Source organism: Roseovarius aestuarii (genome assembly GCF_019966515.1).
GTDB lineage: Bacteria > Pseudomonadota > Alphaproteobacteria > Rhodobacterales > Rhodobacteraceae > Roseovarius > Roseovarius aestuarii.
Genome location: NZ_JAIMIB010000003.1, coordinates 122,395 through 137,718, shown reverse-complemented (window position 1 = coordinate 137,718; position 15,324 = coordinate 122,395). Strand labels below are relative to the sequence as shown.

Annotated in this window: 16 protein-coding genes; 5 read left to right on the top strand and 11 right to left on the bottom strand. The window is 58.2% G+C overall.

The window, feature by feature from the left end; all coding sequences use genetic code 11:
* The first annotated feature begins 89 nt into the window (after window positions 1–89).
* A complete protein-coding gene (locus LC334_RS05720) occupies window positions 90–1,127 on the top strand; it encodes a sterol desaturase family protein (protein WP_085799304.1) in 1,038 nt (345 codons plus the stop codon).
* 33 nt (window positions 1,128–1,160) lie between these two features.
* On the opposite strand, the gene lpdA is transcribed toward LC334_RS05720, so the two are convergent.
* The 10 genes from lpdA to mdh form a co-directional block, all read right to left on the bottom strand.
* Window positions 1,161–2,555, bottom strand: coding sequence for a dihydrolipoyl dehydrogenase (gene lpdA, locus LC334_RS05715; RefSeq protein ID WP_085799303.1), 1,395 nt, complete (start codon window positions 2,553–2,555; stop codon window positions 1,161–1,163).
* A 125-nt stretch (window positions 2,556–2,680) separates the two neighbouring features.
* Window positions 2,681–3,070 (bottom strand): MAPEG family protein, encoded by a 390-nt coding sequence (locus LC334_RS05710; RefSeq protein ID WP_085799302.1) that lies wholly within the window; start codon window positions 3,068–3,070, stop codon window positions 2,681–2,683.
* A complete protein-coding gene (locus LC334_RS05705; RefSeq protein WP_223412893.1) occupies window positions 3,067–3,591 on the bottom strand; it encodes a hypothetical protein in 525 nt (174 codons plus the stop codon). The genes LC334_RS05710 and LC334_RS05705 overlap by 4 nt, the downstream gene beginning before the upstream one ends.
* A gap of 83 nt (window positions 3,592–3,674) precedes the next feature.
* The gene (gene odhB, locus LC334_RS05700; protein WP_085799300.1) at window positions 3,675–5,189 is read right to left on the bottom strand and encodes a 2-oxoglutarate dehydrogenase complex dihydrolipoyllysine-residue succinyltransferase; all 1,515 of its coding nucleotides are present in this window, start codon (window positions 5,187–5,189) and stop codon (window positions 3,675–3,677) included.
* 3 nt (window positions 5,190–5,192) lie between these two features.
* Window positions 5,193–8,153: a 2-oxoglutarate dehydrogenase E1 component gene (locus LC334_RS05695; protein WP_085799299.1), complete on the bottom strand. Its 2,961-nt coding sequence runs from the start codon at window positions 8,151–8,153 to the stop codon at window positions 5,193–5,195.
* Between the two features lie 114 nt (window positions 8,154–8,267).
* Window positions 8,268–9,149, bottom strand: a complete 882-nt coding sequence (sucD, locus tag LC334_RS05690) for a succinate--CoA ligase subunit alpha (RefSeq protein ID WP_085799298.1) — start codon at window positions 9,147–9,149, stop codon at window positions 8,268–8,270.
* A 4-nt stretch (window positions 9,150–9,153) separates the two neighbouring features.
* Window positions 9,154–10,347: an ADP-forming succinate--CoA ligase subunit beta gene (gene sucC, locus LC334_RS05685; RefSeq protein WP_085799297.1), complete on the bottom strand. Its 1,194-nt coding sequence runs from the start codon at window positions 10,345–10,347 to the stop codon at window positions 9,154–9,156.
* A 194-nt stretch (window positions 10,348–10,541) separates the two neighbouring features.
* Window positions 10,542–10,877 carry a thiamine-binding protein gene (locus tag LC334_RS05680; protein ID WP_176237635.1) on the bottom strand — a complete coding sequence of 112 codons (336 nt, stop codon included), beginning with the start codon at window positions 10,875–10,877 and terminating at the stop codon, window positions 10,542–10,544.
* Window positions 10,867–11,184, bottom strand: a complete 318-nt coding sequence (locus LC334_RS05675; protein ID WP_139836314.1) for a hypothetical protein — start codon at window positions 11,182–11,184, stop codon at window positions 10,867–10,869. The genes LC334_RS05680 and LC334_RS05675 overlap by 11 nt, the downstream gene beginning before the upstream one ends.
* 83 nt (window positions 11,185–11,267) lie before the next feature.
* Window positions 11,268–12,230, bottom strand: coding sequence for a malate dehydrogenase (gene mdh / locus LC334_RS05670; protein WP_085799294.1), 963 nt, complete (start codon window positions 12,228–12,230; stop codon window positions 11,268–11,270).
* A gap of 160 nt (window positions 12,231–12,390) precedes the next feature.
* Between mdh and LC334_RS05665 the strand changes: the two genes are divergently transcribed.
* Window positions 12,391–13,146 (top strand): sulfite exporter TauE/SafE family protein, encoded by a 756-nt coding sequence (locus LC334_RS05665; protein ID WP_085799293.1) that lies wholly within the window; start codon window positions 12,391–12,393, stop codon window positions 13,144–13,146.
* Between the two features lie 38 nt (window positions 13,147–13,184).
* On the opposite strand, the gene LC334_RS05660 is transcribed toward LC334_RS05665, so the two are convergent.
* Window positions 13,185–13,493, bottom strand: a complete 309-nt coding sequence (locus tag LC334_RS05660) for a hypothetical protein (protein WP_085799292.1) — start codon at window positions 13,491–13,493, stop codon at window positions 13,185–13,187.
* Between the two features lie 207 nt (window positions 13,494–13,700).
* Between LC334_RS05660 and LC334_RS05655 the strand changes: the two genes are divergently transcribed.
* Genes LC334_RS05655 through LC334_RS05645 form a run of 3 tightly spaced genes read left to right on the top strand, consistent with a single transcriptional unit; the run spans window position 13,701 to window position 15,324 of the window.
* Complete coding sequence (locus LC334_RS05655; protein WP_085799291.1) at window positions 13,701–14,561, top strand: HpcH/HpaI aldolase/citrate lyase family protein; 861 nt, start codon at window positions 13,701–13,703, stop codon at window positions 14,559–14,561.
* Window positions 14,562–14,566: 5 nt separating this feature from the next.
* Window positions 14,567–15,124, top strand: coding sequence for an NnrU family protein (locus tag LC334_RS05650; RefSeq protein ID WP_085799290.1), 558 nt, complete (start codon window positions 14,567–14,569; stop codon window positions 15,122–15,124).
* A complete protein-coding gene (locus LC334_RS05645; RefSeq protein WP_085799289.1) occupies window positions 15,121–15,324 on the top strand; it encodes a DUF1737 domain-containing protein in 204 nt (67 codons plus the stop codon). The genes LC334_RS05650 and LC334_RS05645 overlap by 4 nt, the downstream gene beginning before the upstream one ends.

Here is a 15,324-nt window from a genome sequence, read left to right as displayed (position 1 = left end):
GCCATCATAATTTCATAGAAAATTCACAGAAATAAGCTGAACTCGGTTGAGTTTACGCGGGCCAAAATAACAAAAAGAGGCAGGCAGGAATGGATCACTTAACGGGTCTGATCGGTCTATATATCGATTACGTCATCTATTTTTTCGGCTTCCTCTGGGATCCCGGAGAACGGTTGTTTCTGATCTACCTCGGGGCGGCCGTCGGCTTTGCTTTTCTGATCTACAAATGGAATAGGCACCATGTCAGCGGCCCTGAAACAGCCCGCGACAGCAAAAGTTTTCTAAGCTTTCTGCTGCCCAGCCATGTGTGGTCGCACCCCTCGGCCTGGCTGGATGTGCGTTATTTCATCTTTCATCACCTGATTGGCCACTTCGTGCTGTTTGGCGTGCTGGCCGGATGCTCTGCCTGGACCTATGCTCTTGTGACCGGCGGCGCCAACCTTGCCGAAATGGCGCGCATCGGCGACGCACAAAGCGGCCCAGCGGATTATCTGATTGCCCTGGGTTACATGTTCGCCTTTTTCGTCATCGGCGATCTGATCGCCTATACAACCCATTACCTGCAACACAAGATCCCGGTGCTGTGGGAATTTCACAAGGTCCATCACAGTGCCGAAGTGATGCACCCGATATCAAACTTTCGCGAGCACCCGATTGACAACCTGTTCTACAAGGTCGCGCTCGGGGCCGGATACGGTGCCTTTATTGGCCTGGCGTCAAATGTTCTGAACTATGTACCCAGCATGCCTGCGGTGTTCGGCGTGCCGCTCCTGATGTTCCTTTTCAACCTGATGGGTTACAATCTGCGCCATTCGCATATCTGGCTGCGCTGGCCGGGCATGTGGTCAAAGGTCTTCCCTTCGCCCGCCCATCACCATGTGCATCACAGCTGCCACCCTGATCATTTCGATAAGAATTTCGCCTTCATGTTCCCCGTCTGGGACGTGATCTTTGGGACCTACATCATGCCCGTGGACAACAAGGATGTGAAATTCGGCGTCGCCGGTATGAAATCGGGCGAGATGGACACCTGCACCAAACTCTACCTGGTGCCGTTCAAAAAGGCGTTTCGGCGCCTGAAACCGAAACCGCACAAGCAAGACAAGGTGATACCGCCCGCAGAATAGGGCCGATCACCAACAGGATTTACGTATGGACCTTCAGGCGTGTATAGCCCCATCGCCACAGGCCAGCGCGGCTTCACGTACCGCCTCGGAATAGGTCGGGTGGGCGTGGCAGGTCAGCGCCAGATCCTGGGCCGAGGCGCCGAATTCCATCGCCACGCAAACCTCGTGTATCAGGTCGCCCGCCGCCGGGCCGATGATATGGCAGCCCAGAATGCGATCAGTTTCGGCATCCGCGATAAGTTTCACGAAACCATCCCCCGCAAACACTGCCTTGGCGCGGCCGTTGCCCATGAAGGAAAACTTGCCGACCTTGTACTTATGATCCTGTTCTTTCAGGCTTTCTTCGGTTGCGCCCACCGTCGCCACCTCGGGGTGGGTATAGATCACACCGGGGATGACATTGTAGTTCACGTGGCCATGATTGCCAGCAATCACCTCGGCGACGGCCATGCCCTCGTCCTCGGCCTTGTGCGCCAGCATCGGGCCCGCGATGGCGTCGCCGATCGCATAGATGCCGTCCACATTGGTTTTCCAGTGGTCGTCGGTCTTGATCTGACCGCCCTTGGTCATCTCGATGCCTAGTGCCTCCAGCCCCAGCCCGTCGGTATAGGGTCTGCGGCCCGTCGCGACCAATACCACGTCGGCGTCGATGCTTTCTTCCTTATCATTCTTGCGGATCTTGTAATGCACCTTGGCCTTGGTTTTGAGCGTTTCGACCTTGTTCACCGCCGCACCCATGACGAATTTGAGCCCTTGTTTCTTCAGGGTTCGCTGGAAGGTTTTCTGTACTTCGGCATCCATGCCGGGCGTTATCGCGTCGAGGAATTCGACCACGGTGACCTCAGCCCCAAGCCGGGCATAGACCGATCCCATCTCAAGCCCGATCACACCGGCCCCGATCACCACCATCTTCTTCGGCACCTTGCCCAGTTCCAGCGCGCCGGTTGATGTCACCACGATCTTCTCGTCGATCGTCACATCCGCGCCGGGCACGTTCGACGCCTCTGAGCCTGACGCGATGATGATGTTCTTGGCCTCGTGGACCTCATCGCCCACCTTGACCTTACCGGCCTCGGGGATCTCTCCCCACCCTTTCAACCAGTCTACCTTGTTCTTTTTAAAAAGAAATTCGATACCCTTGGTGTTCTGGCCGATGACATCATCCTTGTAGGCCAGCATCTGCGGCCAATCGACCGAGGGTGACTTGCCCTTGAGCCCCATCTTGGCAAAATTATGCTCGGCCTCGTGCAACATGTGCGACGCATGCAGCAATGCTTTGGATGGAATACAACCCACGTTCAGGCAGGTACCGCCCAGTGTTTCGCGCCCCTCGACACAGGCGGTTTTCAGGCCCAGCTGCGCGCAACGGATCGCACAGACGTAGCCGCCCGGGCCCGAACCGATGATGATAACGTCATAATTTGCCATGATCACTTTCCCTGATTTTCGACGTCTGTATCACGTCGGTATTGCGCCGCTATCGCGTCAATAAAATATCCGCGCGGCGTTTGCCCAAGTGGACCCGGAATTTACCGGAAGGTCAACCAATGCGCTCAAATCAGCGCCGCCAGCAGCATGGACGTTGTGGCGAGCAGCCCCACCAGCCAAATCACCGAGCGCCACGGCACCCAGCCAAAGACATAGGCAGGAATGTAGAGCACGCGGGCAATCAGATAGGTGACGGCGCAGAAGCCGGTGAACCCGGTGGACTGTGCCGTGACCGTGATCACCAGACAGGCAATGCCAAACAGCATCAGCCCCTCAAAATGATTGTTCATCGCCCGATGAAGGCGCCCCGACGTGCCGGTCAGCTCAACCGGTTCATCGCGCGGCTTCAACGCCGTCTTTCGCCCCACCTGCCTCTGCGCCGCGACCGAATAGAGGCAAAGCTGCACGACCTGCAACAGAGCGGCGAGGGTGAGGGCGGTAAGTTCGGGGGTCATGGGGATAAGCCTTGCAGTGCTTCAAATGCGCGACCAACAAGGTCTGATACAATCTCGCCTGCTGCTTTGTCACCAATCGACCCGATTACGCGCTTCAGCTTCGCCCCTAGTGTTCCCTCTGTTTCCGAGAGTGATAGGTTAAGCAATGCAAGTGATTTCGAAGAAAGAATGTAGTCATATTTGAAATTACTAATCGGATCTGAAACCAAATATCCTTCGACTTTCATCCAAGCAAGCATCTGCCTTGTGTAGTATTGCTGCAGCTCAGGTTTTTTTGCCAAGTCGCTTAGAGAATAGACTTTGGAGGCTCGGGAGTGCCTTAATGAAAGTTCCCCGTTTCCCGCCAAACGCTCAAACTCCGGCCAGATGTCATCAGGCGTTAGATGGACTGCAGCGGGAAAAGACGCCTGCAGCCGCTGTAGGGTAATTCCAAAGAAAATTTTAGCCGAGTCGATATTTGACATTGCGCTGGCCGCATCTTTTAGCGCAACGCTTGTCTCCTCCCCTTCAATCACTTTCAAACCTCGAGTTTGTAATCCGAGTTGTACCCACCGAGTGGTCGGACGCAACCCGCTTTTCGGTGCCGAGCCACCGAGAGGCTATTTTACAAATCCATCAGCAACCGCCGCGGATCTTCGAGCGCGTCTTTGACCCGCACAAGAAAGGTCACCGCGCCTTTGCCGTCGACGATGCGGTGGTCGTAGCTCAGCGCCAAGTACATCATTGGGCGGGCGACGATTTCGCCGTTCACCACCATCGGGCGCTGCTGGATCTTGTGCATGCCCAGGATACCCGATTGCGGCGGATTGAGGATCGGTGAGGACATCAGCGAGCCGTAGACGCCGCCGTTGGAGATGGTGAAGGTGCCGCCCTGCATCTCGGCCATCGAAAGCTTGCCGTCGCGGGCGCGGGCGCCTTTCTCGGCGATGGCTTTTTCGATCGCGGCAAAGCCCATCTGGTCGGCGTCGCGGATGACCGGCACCACAAGACCCGTGGGCGTTCCGGCAGCGATGCCCATATGGACGAAGTTCTTGTAGACGATATCGGTGCCATCAATCTCGGCATTGACCTCAGGCACCTCTTTCAACGCATGGCAACACGCCTTGGTGAAGAAGGACATGAAGCCCAACTTGACGCCGTGTTTCTTCAGGAACTCCTCCTTGTATTCATTCCTCAGCGCCATCACCGCGGTCATGTCGACCTCGTTATAGGTGGTCAGCATGGCGGCCGTGTTCTGGCTGTCCTTGAGGCGGCGGGCGATGGTCTGCCGCAGGCGTGTCATCTTCACCCTCTCCTCGCGCGATGCGTCATCGGCGGACACCGGGGCACGCGGGGCGGGCGCAGTCGGCGCAGCCGCTGGGGCCGACGCGGGAGCCGCACTCGCCGCCGCTGCGGCCTTGGCCACATCCTCTTTCATCACCCGGCCATCGCGACCCGAACCCTCGACCTGATCTGATGACAACCCGGTTTCGGCCATCGCTTTCTTGGCAGACGGCGCGTCTTCGACATCCTTGCCACCACCGGACGCGGAGGGCGCCGCAGCTGGAGCATCAGCCGCCGGAGCCGCTGCCGCGCCACTGCCACCCGAAATCACCGCCAGTTTGCCATCAGCCTGAACCGTATCGCCTTCTTTGGCCAGAATTTCGCCCAGTGTGCCCGCAGCGGGCGCCGGCACTTCGACCGACACCTTGTCGGTTTCCAACTCACACAGCATTTCATCCTGCGCGACGCTGTCGCCCACTTTCTTAAACCAAGTCGAAACTGTTGCCTCGGTCACCGACTCGCCCAGCGTGGGCACCATCACGTCCACGCTTTCGCCGCCGCCGCCACTTGCCGGGGCTGGATCGGCCGCCTCGGCCTTCGGCGCGGGAGCGGCACCTTCGCCCTCGGTGATCGTTGCCAGCAGCGCATCAACGCCCACGGTATCGCCCTCTTTCGCGACAATCTCGCCCATGACGCCCGCGGCGGTTGCTGGCACTTCGACAGTCACCTTATCGGTTTCCAGCTCGCACAACATTTCATCGACAGCGACCGCATCACCGGGCTTCTTGAACCAGGTGGCAACGGTGGCTTCGGTCACGGATTCTCCCAGCGTTGGGACGCGCACTTCGGTTGTCATGATTTATTTCCCTTCGATGGTCAGCGCGGCATCCACCAGCGCTTCTTGTTGTGCTTTGTGCTGGCTGGCAAGCCCGGTCGCGGGCGAAGCCGAAGCCGGACGCCCGGCATAGATAGGCCGTGTGTGCTTGGCCTTGATCCGGGTCTGGACCCACTCGATATTGGGCTCGATGAAGGACCACGCCCCCTGGTTCTTGGGCTCTTCCTGGCACCAGACCACATCGGCGTTTTTGAACCGCTTCATCTCGGTCACCATCGAGATGGCCGGGAAGGGATAGAACTGCTCGACCCGCATCAGATAGATGTCGTCGATGCCGCGCTTGTCGCGCTCTTCCAGCAGATCGAAATAGACCTTACCGGAACACAGCACCACGCGTTTGATCTTGCTGTCCGCCACCAGTTTGGTGTCGGAGTTTCCGTGCTGCGCATCATCCCACAGCACCCGGTGGAAACTGGAGCCGGTGGTGAATTCATCCGTCTTGCTGACTGCCAGCTTGTGCCTGAGCAGTGATTTCGGCGTCATCAGGATAAGCGGTTTGCGATAGGTCCGGTGCAATTGGCGCCGCAGAATATGGAAATAGTTGGCGGGCGTGGTGCAGTTGGCAACGATCCAGTTATCGCCCCCGCACATCTGCAGGAACCGCTCAAGCCGGGCCGAGCTGTGCTCGGGCCCCTGCCCTTCGAACCCATGCGGCAGCAGGCAAACGAGGCCCGACATGCGCAGCCATTTGCTTTCGCCCGAGCTGATGAACTGATCAAACATGATCTGCGCGCCGTTGGCGAAATCACCGAACTGCGCCTCCCACATCACCAGCGCATTGGGTTCCGCCAGCGTGTAGCCATATTCAAAACCCAGCACCGCGTATTCGCTGAGCATCGAATCTATGACATCATACTGCGCCTGACCCGCGCGGATGTTGTTGAGCGGATAGTAGCGTTCTTCCGTTTCCTGATTGATCAGCCCGGAATGACGCTGGCTGAAAGTACCCCGGGTACAGTCCTGCCCGGCAAGACGCACCGGGAACCCCTCAAGCATCAGCGAGCCAAAAGCCAGCGCTTCGGCCGTGGCCCAATCGAACCCTTCGCCGGTCTTGAACATCTTGGCCTTGGTTTCCAGCAGTCGGCCAACCGTCTTGTGCAGAGGGAAGCCTTCCGGCGCGGTTGAAAGCGCCTTGCCGATCTCTTTGAAGGTTTTTGGTTTGATCGAGGTAGCACCGCGCTGGTAATCCTCGTCCTTGCGATCAAGATGCGACCACTTGCCATCCAGCCAGTCGGCCTTGTTGGGTTTGTAATTCGTGCCCGCTTCGAATTCGTCGGCCAGATAGGCCTGAAACGCGGTCTTCATATCCTCGACTTCGCCTTCAGGGATCAGCCCGTCCTTGACCAGACGGTCTGTATAAAGGCTCAGCGTTGTCTTCTGCTTTTTGATCTTCTTGTACATGATCGGGTTGGTGAACATGGGCTCATCGCCCTCGTTATGGCCAAACCGGCGGTAGCATATGATGTCCAGCACCACGTCCTTGTGGAATTTCTGGCGGAACTCGGTCGCGACGCGGGCAGCATGCACCACCGCTTCGGGATCGTCGCCATTGACGTGGAACACAGGTGCTTCGACCATCAGGGCCACATCCGTGGGATAAGGGCTCGAACGGCTGAAATGCGGCGCGGTGGTAAAGCCGATCTGATTGTTCACCACGATGTGCATCGTACCGCCGGTCTTGTGCCCCTTAAGACCCGACAGACCGAATCCTTCAGCCACGACACCCTGTCCGGCAAAGGCCGCATCACCATGCAGCAGGATGCCCATAACCTTGGTGCGGTCTTCATCGTTAAGCTGATCCTGCTTGGCGCGCACCTTGCCCAGAACCACGGGATTGACGGCTTCCAGGTGGCTTGGGTTGGCGGTCAGCGAGAGATGCACAGAGTTTCCGTCAAATTCCCGATCGGAACTGGCGCCAAGGTGGTATTTCACATCGCCCGAGCCATCGACATCCTCAGGCTTGAAACTACCACCCTGGAATTCGTTGAAAATGGCCCGGTAGGGTTTGCCCATCACATTGGCCAGAATCGACAGCCGTCCACGGTGGGGCATGCCGATGATAATGTCCTGTACACCCAGAGAGCCGCCACGCTTGATGATCTGTTCCATCGCCGGGATCAGGCTTTCGCCGCCATCCAGCCCGAACCGCTTGGTGCCCATGTATTTGACATGCAGGTATTTCTCAAAACCCTCAGCCTCGACCAGCTTGTTCAGAATGGCCTTACGGCCTTCGCGGGTGAACTGGATTTCCTTGCCGAAGCCTTCGATGCGTTCCTTCAGCCAATTGGCCTGCTCGGGATCCGAGATGTGCATGTACTGCAAGGCAAAGGTGCCGCAATAGGTGCGTTTGACGATTTCGAGGATTTCACGGATCGATGCGATTTCAAGGCCCAGCACGTTGTCGATAAAGATTGGCCGGTCCATATCGGCCTCGGTAAAGCCATAGGATTTCGGGTCCAACTCGGGCCGGTAGGGCTGGTTCCACAGTTTCAGCGGATCCAGATCAGCATTGAGGTGGCCCCGGATACGGTATGAACGGATCAGCATCAGCGCCCGCACTGAATCGAGCACCGCCCGCTGAATCGCATCCTCGGTGACTTCCACGCCTTTTTCGGCAGCTTTGGCGGCGATCTTCTTGCCCGCGCTCTTGGCCTCGGGGGCCGCAGGGTATTCCCCTGTCAGCGCGGCGGTCAGGTCGTCATTGGGTTCAGGCGGCCAGTCACCGCGCGCCCAGCTTGGCCCCGCCGCCTCGCGTTTGATGCTGACATCATCATCCCCCATAGCCCGGAAGAACGCCTGCCAGGCCTCGTCCACGGCATTCGGATCATTGGCATATCGGGCATAAAGCTGCTCCAGATACTCCGCATTATGCCCCTGCATGAAGCTGGAGGCATGAAACTGGTCGTTGGGGGATTGTTCAGTCATGATGTCACCTTGGGAAAAAGCGAAATCCGCCCATCAGGGCGGTAGGGCGGGCTTCAACCCGCCAGACCGAAGGGCGGAACAAGCCCCGCCATTCGGTATTTGCGATAGGAGGCACTAGCCGATCGCCTCAAGCACCGCCTCGCCCAGACCGGCTGGGCTGTCGGACACGACGATCCCGGCGGCGCGCATGGCTTCGATCTTGTCCTCGGCGCCGCCCTTGCCGCCGGCAACGATGGCGCCTGCATGGCCCATGCGGCGGCCCGGAGGGGCAGTACGGCCCGCAATGAACCCTGCGGTGGGTTTCCAGCGGCCCTTCTTCTTTTCGTCGATGAGAAACTGCGCAGCTTCTTCCTCGGCCGAGCCGCCGATCTCACCAATCATGATAATGCTATGCGTCTCGTCATCGGCCAGAAACCATTCCAGCACGTCAATATGCTCGGTGCCTTTGATCGGGTCGCCGCCGATGCCCACGGCAGTGGACTGGCCCAGCCCCAGATCCGAGGTCTGCTTGACCGCCTCGTAGGTCAGCGTGCCCGAGCGGCTGAGAACTCCGCACGAACCGCGCTTGTGGATATGGCCCGGCATGATGCCGATCTTGCAGGCATCGGGCGTGATCACGCCGGGGCAGTTCGGCCCGACAAGGCGGCTGCTGGACCCTTCGAGCGCACGCTTGACCCGCATCATGTCCAGCACCGGAATACCTTCGGTGATGCAGATGATCACCTCCATCTTGGCGTCGATCGCCTCAAGGATACTATCCGCAGCAAAGGGCGGTGGGACGTAAATTACCGATGCATTGGCGCCAGTGCCATTTTTCGCCTCGTGTACCGAGTTGAAAACCGGCAGGTCCAGATGGGTCTGCCCGCCTTTGCCCGGCGTCACGCCGCCAACCATGTTGGTGCCATAGGCAATCGCCTGTTCGGTGTGAAACGTACCTTGAGAGCCGGTCAGGCCCTGGCAGATAACTTTGGTGTTTTCGTCGATGAGTACGGCCATGTTCTTATCCCTTCACCGCTTTGACGATCTTTTCAGCACCGTCTTTAAGATCGTCGGCGGCGATCACGTCCACGTCCGAATTGTTGATAATCTCCTTGCCCTTCTCCACGTTGGTGCCTTCAAGCCGCACCACCAGCGGCACCTGCAGGCCCACCTCTTTCACTGCGGCCACCACGCCCTCGGCGATCACATCGCAACGCATGATGCCGCCGAAGATATTGACCAGAATGCCTTTGACGTTCGGGTCCGAGGTGATGATCTTGAACGCCTCGGTCACTTTCTCCTTGGTGGCGCCGCCGCCCACATCCAGGAAATTGGCTGGCTCGGAACCATAGAGCTTGATGATGTCCATCGTCGCCATCGCCAGCCCGGCACCGTTGACCATGCAGCCGATCTCGCCATCCAGCGCGATGTAGTTCAGGTCGTATTTCGACGCTTCCAGCTCTTTCGGGTCTTCCTCGGTAACGTCGCGCAGCTCGGCGATATCGGCGTGGCGGTAGACCGCGTTGCTGTCGAATCCCATCTTGGCATCAAGGCACTTGAGGTCGCCCTTGTCGGTGGTGATCAGCGGGTTGATTTCGAGCATCTCCATGTCCTTTTCCAGGAACATCTTGTAGAGCGTGCCCATCAGCTTGACGCATTGCTTGACCTGCGGCCCCTTGAGGCCCAGCTGGAACGCGATGCGGCGGCCGTGGAATGGCTGATAGCCGGTGGCCGGGTCGATACTGAAGCTCAGAATCTTTTCCGGGGTCGCATGGGCCACCTCCTCGATGTCCATCCCGCCTTCGGTCGAACAGACAAAGCTGACGCGGCTGGTCTGACGATCGACCAGCAACGCCAGATACATCTCGTTCTCGATGCCCGAGCCGTCTTCGATATAGATGCGGTTGACCTGCTTGCCCGCCTCGCCGGTCTGCTTGGTGACCAGTGTGCGGCCCAGCATGCGCTTGGCCTCATCCGCAGCTTCTTCAACCGATTTGGCAAGGCGCACGCCGCCCTGATCGCCAGCGCCGGCCTCCTTGAACTTGCCCTTGCCGCGTCCGCCTGCATGGATCTGCGCCTTGACCACCCAAAGGGGCCCGTCCATTTCGCCGGCGGCTGTCTTGGCTTCTTCTGCGCGGAGAACGACACGACCGTCCGAGACAGGGGCGCCGTAAGAGCGAAGCAGAGCCTTCGCCTGATACTCATGGATGTTCATGAAAAAATCCCGTTTAGCTGCGAATATGCCCGATATACCCACAACCCCAACAAGGGGTTAAACCGTTTTCTATCAATTGACCGTGATTTGGTGGCATTTTTTCGATTTTGTGATCACAGCTATAAATCGTGTGATCACAAAAGGCAGGATATTGATATCACCCTGCAAAATAAAAGAATCGTTTTGGGGAAGTGTCAGGGGTCGACGAACATATGGTTCGCTTTGGTCACGCCGCGGTCATAAGTGCAAAAGGTATCGGTGGCCTCCGGCGTCCGATTGTGGATCTTGATGTTGGTGATGACCTCAACCGCGCCCGCATCCAGGCACCGCTGTTGCGCCTTTTTCACAATTTCCAACAGACGGTCCAGATCGCCGCGCATCGTGGTTTCCATCGCCGCCACCTGATAGGGAACACCAGCCTCTTTCACCACCTCAATCGCCTGATCGACCACTTCGAAATTATTGCCGTCCCGCACCCGGGGAATAACCTGAAAGGCGACGTAGACTTCGTTTTCGGTTTTACAGATCATCTTCATCCTCTCCTTTGGTCAGAAGATACCCTGCAAACCCCGTGAATATCGCCGCAATGAGAAGTGGCAGCGTGAAGATGAACGTTGCGATGGCAATATCCAGCACCGCCGGTGCCCCACCACCGAAACCAAAGCCGGCAAAAGCCGCGGCAAACAGTCCCAGCCAGCCGACAAAGAGCAAGGCTGCCACGGCAAAACACGCCAGCATCGCCTTTCTGCGCATCCGCTCATTGTCGGATTTGAGCATTAAAAGGCCAAGGGCGCCAGGGATGCACAGAAGCAGTGAAAGCAGCAGCAGAACGATCATCGAAAAATGCCCATTTGTAGCCTCCACATGAAAAATGCGCGCCCGAAAGCGCGCATCCAAGACCTGGTCTGGAAAACCAGATCCTACGCCAGCGTGCTATCTATACCCTTGCAGGCCTCAACCAGGCCTTTGACCGCATTGACCGAGCTGTCGAACATCGCCTGTTCGTCCTTGTTCAGTTTGATATCAATCACCTTTTCGATGCCTCCGGCGCCGATCACCGTGGGCACACCCACATAAAAACCGTTCAAACCGTACGCGCCGTCCACATGAGCCGCACAGGGCAACACACGTTTCTGGTCTTTCAGATAGGCCTCAGCCATTTCAATGGCAGATGTCGCGGGGGCGTAGAAGGCTGACCCGGTTTTCAGCAGGCCGACGATCTCGGCGCCGCCATCGCGGGTGCGCTGAACGATCGCGTCCATCTTCTCCTGCGTGGTCCAGCCCATCTTGACCAGATCCGGCAACGGGATACCCGCCACGGTCGAATAGCGCGTCAGTGGCACCATAGTGTCACCATGTCCACCCAGAACAAAGGCCGTGACATCGCGCATCGATACGCCGAACTCCTCGCTCAGGAAATGCCGGAACCTGGCGCTATCCAGCACGCCCGCCATGCCACATACCTTTTCATGCGGCAGACCGGAAAATTCCCGCAGCGCCCACACCATCGCATCCAGCGGGTTGGTGATACAAATGACAAAAGCGTTCGGGGCGTGATCGCGAATACCCTCGCCAACGGATTTCATCACCTTGAGGTTAATGCCCAGCAGGTCATCGCGGCTCATGCCCGGTTTGCGCGGTACACCGGCAGTAACGATGCAAACATCCGCACCGGCGATATCCTCGTAAGATTGCGTCCCAGACAGCGCCGCATCAAAGCCCTCGGCTGGGCCAGATTCTGCGATGTCGAGAGCTTTACCCTGGGGAATGCCTTCTGCGATGTCGAAAAGCACGACGTCGCCCAGTTCCTTCAGCGCGGCGAGATGGGCAAGCGTCCCACCAATCTGTCCTGCGCCGATCAGCGCGATCTTCGGTCTGGCCATTGGATTTATCTCCGGTCGGTTGAAATTTCGGATATGGGCCTAGTCCCATTCCGCCCGGGGCGCAAGAGTGCCGCGCTGCGGCATAACAGGACAGAAAGCCTGTTGCGCAGCTCAAAACATCGGTAAACCTGTGGCACATAAGGATTTTACGAAAGCAGATATGGTGGAACACGATATCGGCACTATCGCCCTCGGCGCACTAGCAGCAATCTTTGCCGGCATTTCCAAGGGTGGTTTCGGCTCGGGTGCTGCCTTTGCCAGCGTGTCAATGCTAGCGCTGGTGCTGCCGCCAGGTCAGGCGCTTGGCATCATGTTACCGCTTTTGATGCTGATCGATGCAGTCACGCTGCGTCCCTACTGGCGTCGCTGGTCGTGGCCGGATACCCGCACCCTGCTCTTGAGCGGCATTCTTGGTACGGCATTGGGCGCCGCGCTCTACACCGTAGCGGATGCAGATCTGTTCCGCTTACTGATCGGGGGGATATCGCTGGGATTTGTCGGCTGGCAATTCGGCACCCGCGCCGGACTGATCAGGGCGGCAGACCGCCCGCTGCCCGATTGGGCGGGTGTGCTTGCAGGCATTGCCGCGGGCTTCACCAGCTTCTTCAGCCATGCGGGCGGGCCGGTAGCAGCGGTTTTTCTGTTATCACAGCGGCTGGACAAAACCACCTTTCAGGCCACAACCGTACTGCTATTCGCGGCACTCAATGTGGTGAAGGTGGTACCTTATGCGTATCTGGACATCTTCACCGCCCATACGCTGATGTTCGATCTGTTTCTCGCGCCCTTCGCCATTCTAGGAGCTTGGCTGGGCGTCAAGGCCCATTGGCTCGTCTGCGAGCGTATGTTTTTCGCCATCACCTACGTGGCGCTCAGCCTGACCGGGGTCAAGTTGATCTGGGACGCGCTTAGCTGAGGCGAAGATGCGCTGGCGATGCGCACCTGTCATTCGCCTCAGGCGTCGTTGCCGTCCGCAGGCAGCACTTCGGCCAACTCTTCAAAGGCCTGACCGCTGGCGACCAGACACGTCACACCATTGGCCGACGTCACGGTGATGGTCCAAGAGCCTGATTTGTCCGAGGCGAACACCTCGACCACGGCATTATTGGCACCAAGGCCCATCGATTGACGCGTCTCGCCGTATTTCTTGGCCAGGCGGTCAACAACCATGTCACGAGGCGCGCAATGTTGCCCGGATTGGGCAAGCGCAGGAGCGGCAATCAGAACGGCCAACGCCGAAAAGATAATTGTCTTCGTTTTCATTTTTTACACCCTTTCTGTGTGGGTCCCTGCCGTTGCATGAACAAAGCATGCACAAAACTATGTCAAAACAGGGTTAATACGGGGGCCGTTCCTCAAATTTTCTGGCATATTCTGCGCTGCGGCAAAAAAATCCTTGAAGTTTTTAGCTGAAAAATGGCATCTCTGCGCAAGATTGTTGCGGAAACTATGCCGATAAGGACCTGACTAATGGACACCAGCACTCATCCCTACCGGTCGGTCCTTTATATTCCCGGCTCGAAAGAACGCGCGCTCGATAAAGCCCGCACCCTGCCCTGCGATGCGATTATTTTCGATCTAGAAGATGCCGTCGCCCCCGATGCAAAAGCCGACGCCCGGCAAATGCTGGCCCAGGCACTCCGCAATGGTGGCTATGGCAAACGCGCAAAAATCGTGCGAATCAACGCGCTGACCACCAAATGGGGGCTCGAAGATGTGCAGGAGCTGCGCGATGCCGGTGCCGACGCGATTCTGCTGCCCAAGGTCAATACCCGGTCGGATGTAGACAACCTTGCGGATCTGCTGGACCCGTCAATGCCGATCTGGACGATGATGGAAACCCCGGTCAGTGTTTTCAACGCCCGCGATATTGCCAGCCACGGACGGGTACAGGGTCTGGTCACCGGCACGAATGACCTGACCAAAGATCTGGGCAGCCGCACCCGCGCCGACCGCCTGCCGCTGATGACTGCCTTGCAGATGATCGTCATGGCCGCCCGCGCCGCGCGGATCGTCGCCATTGACGGAGTCTATAACCGATTTCGCGATGGTGACGGGCTGAAAGCCGAATGCGAACAGGGACGCGATCTGGGGTTTGACGGCAAAACGCTCATCCACCCAGCGCAGATAGACGTGACCAACACAGCCTTCGCTCCCACATCCTCGGAAATAGATCTGGCCGAGCGTCAGATTGCCGCCTATCAGGAAAGTCAGGCCTCGGGTCTGGGTATTGCCGTGGTGGACGGGCAGATTGTCGAAAACCTGCACGTGGTCGTCGCCCAACGCATTCTGGCCAAATCGAGGGCAATCGCCGAAATGGCAGCGGAGTAGACAGCATGATCCTTCTCATCCTAGGCCTGATCCTCTGGATCGGCGCACATAGTTTCAAACGCCTCGCCCCCGGGGCCCGCGCCCGGATGGGCACCAAGGGCCGCGGCCCGATAGCCCTGACCATTCTGGCCAGCGTCGCACTGATGGTGCTGGGCTACCGCGCGGCAGAATTCACTTCCATCTACACGCCCATCCCCGGCATCGGCCACCTCAACAACCTGCTGATGCTGATCGCCGTGTTTTTCTTCGGCATCGGCAGCGCCAAGGGCGTGCTGGCCGACAAGATCCGCCATCCGATGCTGACCGGCATGGTAATCTTTGCCTGTGCCCATCTGCTGGTGAATGGCGATCTGGCGTCAATCCTGCTTTTCGGCGGGCTGGGCCTCTGGGCCGTGATCCAGATGCTGCTGATCAACAGCGGCGATGGCGCGTGGGAACGCCCGGCCCCCGGCACCCTCAAAGGCGACATCAAGAACGCCATCATCACGCTGGTGATCTATGCTGTCGTCACCGGCATCCATGTCTGGCTCGGCCATAATCCGTTCATGGGAACCTATGCATGAAACTCTACCGTTTCCTCAGCGCCGATGACACATCGGCCTTCTGTCACAAAGTAACGGATGCCCTGAACAACAGCTGGGAACTTTACGGCGATCCCACCTACGCCTACGACCACGCCAACGGCGTCATGCGCTGCGGTCAGGCGGTGGTGAAAGAGGCCGACGGCACCTACACGCCCGATACGAAGCTGGGAGAGCAATGA

Excerpts from the sequence above, each read along its gene's own strand:
- LC334_RS05720 (WP_085799304.1), top strand. The coding sequence starts at position 90 with ATGGATCACTTAACGGGTCTGATCGGTCTATATATCGATTACGTCATC.
- lpdA (WP_085799303.1), bottom strand. The coding sequence starts at position 2,555 with ATGGCAAATTATGACGTTATCATCATCGGTTCGGGCCCGGGCGGCTAC.
- LC334_RS05710 (WP_085799302.1), bottom strand. The coding sequence starts at position 3,070 with ATGACCCCCGAACTTACCGCCCTCACCCTCGCCGCTCTGTTGCAGGTC.
- odhB (WP_085799300.1), bottom strand. The coding sequence starts at position 5,189 with ATGACAACCGAAGTGCGCGTCCCAACGCTGGGAGAATCCGTGACCGAA.
- LC334_RS05695 (WP_085799299.1), bottom strand. The coding sequence starts at position 8,153 with ATGACTGAACAATCCCCCAACGACCAGTTTCATGCCTCCAGCTTCATG.
- sucD (WP_085799298.1), bottom strand. The coding sequence starts at position 9,149 with ATGGCCGTACTCATCGACGAAAACACCAAAGTTATCTGCCAGGGCCTG.
- sucC (WP_085799297.1), bottom strand. The coding sequence starts at position 10,347 with ATGAACATCCATGAGTATCAGGCGAAGGCTCTGCTTCGCTCTTACGGC.
- LC334_RS05680 (WP_176237635.1), bottom strand. The coding sequence starts at position 10,877 with ATGATCTGTAAAACCGAAAACGAAGTCTACGTCGCCTTTCAGGTTATT.
- LC334_RS05675 (WP_139836314.1), bottom strand. The coding sequence starts at position 11,184 with ATGATCGTTCTGCTGCTGCTTTCACTGCTTCTGTGCATCCCTGGCGCC.
- mdh (WP_085799294.1), bottom strand. The coding sequence starts at position 12,230 with ATGGCCAGACCGAAGATCGCGCTGATCGGCGCAGGACAGATTGGTGGG.
- LC334_RS05665 (WP_085799293.1), top strand. The coding sequence starts at position 12,391 with ATGGTGGAACACGATATCGGCACTATCGCCCTCGGCGCACTAGCAGCA.
- LC334_RS05660 (WP_085799292.1), bottom strand. The coding sequence starts at position 13,493 with ATGAAAACGAAGACAATTATCTTTTCGGCGTTGGCCGTTCTGATTGCC.
- LC334_RS05655 (WP_085799291.1), top strand. The coding sequence starts at position 13,701 with ATGGACACCAGCACTCATCCCTACCGGTCGGTCCTTTATATTCCCGGC.
- LC334_RS05650 (WP_085799290.1), top strand. The coding sequence starts at position 14,567 with ATGATCCTTCTCATCCTAGGCCTGATCCTCTGGATCGGCGCACATAGT.
- LC334_RS05645 (WP_085799289.1), top strand. The coding sequence starts at position 15,121 with ATGAAACTCTACCGTTTCCTCAGCGCCGATGACACATCGGCCTTCTGT.